General features: G+C 27.7%; 1 protein-coding gene and 3 pseudogenes. 1 reads left to right on the forward strand and 3 read right to left on the reverse strand.

The genetic code is table 11. The features are described from left to right. A pseudogene (locus LRB30_RS05670) lies at positions 1 to 252 on the forward strand (ERF family protein); the annotation flags it as partial. A 187-nt stretch (positions 253 to 439) separates the two neighbouring features. Here LRB30_RS05670 and LRB30_RS05675 read toward each other — a convergent pair. The 3 genes and pseudogenes from LRB30_RS05675 to LRB30_RS05685 all read right to left on the reverse strand — a co-directional run. Continuing rightward, positions 440 to 793 (reverse strand): annotated as a pseudogene (locus LRB30_RS05675) (DUF603 domain-containing protein); the annotation flags it as partial. 147 nt (positions 794 to 940) lie between these two features. Continuing rightward, positions 941 to 1,300 carry a hypothetical protein gene (locus LRB30_RS05680; protein WP_231013980.1) on the reverse strand — a complete coding sequence of 120 codons (360 nt, stop codon included), beginning with the start codon at positions 1,298 to 1,300 and terminating at the stop codon, positions 941 to 943. 427 nt (positions 1,301 to 1,727) lie between these two features. Next, positions 1,728 to 2,389, reverse strand: a pseudogene (locus tag LRB30_RS05685) (DUF244 domain-containing protein); the annotation flags it as partial.

The raw sequence follows: 2,389 nt of genomic DNA on the forward strand, positions 1-2,389 counted from the left end.
TGAGTATATCAAGAAAATTGAAACTGATTTAATCAAGTATTTTGATAAGAATAAAGAGTTTAAGAACATAAACTATTGGGAGAAGATTATAAAAGACTATTTCAAGAGAAACAATAAATTGATAAATTGCAGGAGTTAAAGGATTTTGAAAAGTTTATGTCGTTTAAGAAGGCTATTTATGGTGCTAGCCCACTAATATTCTTTAGTGTGTTAAAAAAAGAAAAACAATTTGATTATATATTTGCAGCATAGCAATATGTTTACATAGTAAAGTCCCCAAAATAAAGGGGGCACTATGTTAATAGTCCCTTTTTCTAGTCATAATTACTACTTTTTATACTTGCAAAATTATATTTTCTTGCAAGAAAAACCTTTTTGAAATTTACATTTTTAACTTGGAATATTAATTATAGACCTTTTTTGCTATAGGTTTTGTTTTTTTTAAATCGTCTATTTTAGTACGTATGTCCGCAAGCTCAACACTAAAATATTGCTTAAATGAGCGTATAAACCCTAATTCTAAATTGGCTCGCTCTAAATCTAATTCTCCTTTACCTTTCTTAGCTTTAACTTCTGATCTAAAGGTTTGTGATAAAAGGTGTTCAAAAGTATCTTCACTAATTGTTACTCTAGAATTCTCATTATCAGAATCCTCTCCACTCTCCCATTTTTGTCTCATCCTCCACACATTTACTCTAGAAACTCCCAGTTTAACTGCTATTTCTGAATCACTTAAGGATCCTTCTCTAAAATAAGCAACATAATCATCAAAAGACCTTTTATTTTTTTTCAAAATAATTTCCCTAAAAGCAGTAAAATTAACAAATGGTTACTCTAAATAATACAATAAGTTAACAATTTATTAACATAAACTATTAACTTATTTATATATCAACTACTAATCTATATTTACAATATTTAAAGTTCTTCTATTTTTTCTTTACTTTTTATCTTTATTTTTCTTTTTATTTTTTTTCAGTATTTTTTCCTTTAATTTTTTAACTTTTTTTTCAATCTCTTCTGCTAACTGCGGATCTTTATCAACACCTTGAGCTATTTTACTTTCGACTTGCTCTTGCAACTGCATAATGTCTTCTAACAATTCCTCAACTTCTAATCCAGGATTTTCAAAATCTACACCTAATTCTTTTTCTTTTGTTCCATTTTGAGTATCTAAAAATCCCTTTAATTCGTTTTCTAAGTTTTGCTTTACACTTTTTAAATCTCCACTACTTACATCATTCTTGCAAGAACTTATCAATGCAAAAACAACACAAATAATAAACATTTTTTTATTCATAAGTATAATCCTCCCGAATATAAGGATATCTCAAGACTCTAAAGTTACATTTTTTTAAAGGTTTAAATATTTAATTTTGTTACATTTCGAATTACATTGTTACAAAACCAAAATGTAATTTTAATCAAACTCATAAAATTTCTCCATTGCAAGTGTCCTCCTTACTACAAGAGATTACATAACACATACAAATTAAATTTCAAAGTCTTTGCTATATATTACACAAAGTATTCTACCTTTCTTGTGTGCCACACTCAAAAATTGCCACTTCTCATTTCTACAGCTATCCTACAGTCCAAATTTCGCATGCAATGAGACACTTCACAATTTGACTAAAATTTTTAGTTTTTGGTAAAATGTAAAATGTAATTTTTATATATTTTTATTACTTTTACTTAACTCAAAAGTAACACTTATGCGGGGCTGATTTTATGGACATGAATAATTTCCTTAATTTAACTAAAAAGAACAAATTACAATGCTCAATCCCAGTACATGCTATCTGCATTTGAGCTTGCACACAATATTTGAAAAAATGTTTACTATTTAAAAAATTGCCATTTTTATTGTACTCAACAATAGCACTACTCATATAATTAGAGTCGCTACTTTTAATCTCTAAAAGCTCTACGGTGCCGTTACTGTTTATAAACCAGCCATCAATTGTTGAGCCTACTAAAGTTTGTAAACTACCCATTTTTTTGAAATAATTATACTTATCATCACCATTGGCATATTTATTTTTATACAAAACATCAATATTATCACCGTATGCTTTAACAAATTCTCTAACTCTTTGCCCTTGAGCATATATAAATTCTCTTCAAAAGAGAGGCTCATATTAAAATATTTAAGCACTCTGTTTATCATTAAATCTTTCAGCCTAGCACCTCTAAAAAGAATACTACCTACTTCACTAGCTCCGTATTTATCAAATTTGTTTCTTTGCACACTAAAATCAATATTTCGATTAAATCTAAAACACTCTTGCCTGCTTATTCCTGGTAATTTCTTATCTATCTTACTTAATTTACTTTTTTCTTTAATGGGAAAAGATTTTTCCTCAAATATTTCGCATCCAGTAAAACT

This window comes from Borreliella americana (genome assembly GCF_021043605.1).
Lineage (GTDB): Bacteria > Spirochaetota > Spirochaetia > Borreliales > Borreliaceae > Borreliella > Borreliella americana.

What these genes read in the sequence shown, in the direction of transcription:
- LRB30_RS05680 (WP_231013980.1), bottom strand. Translation starts at nt 1,300, where the DNA reads ATGAATAAAAAAATGTTTATTATTTGTGTTGTTTTTGCATTGATAAGT.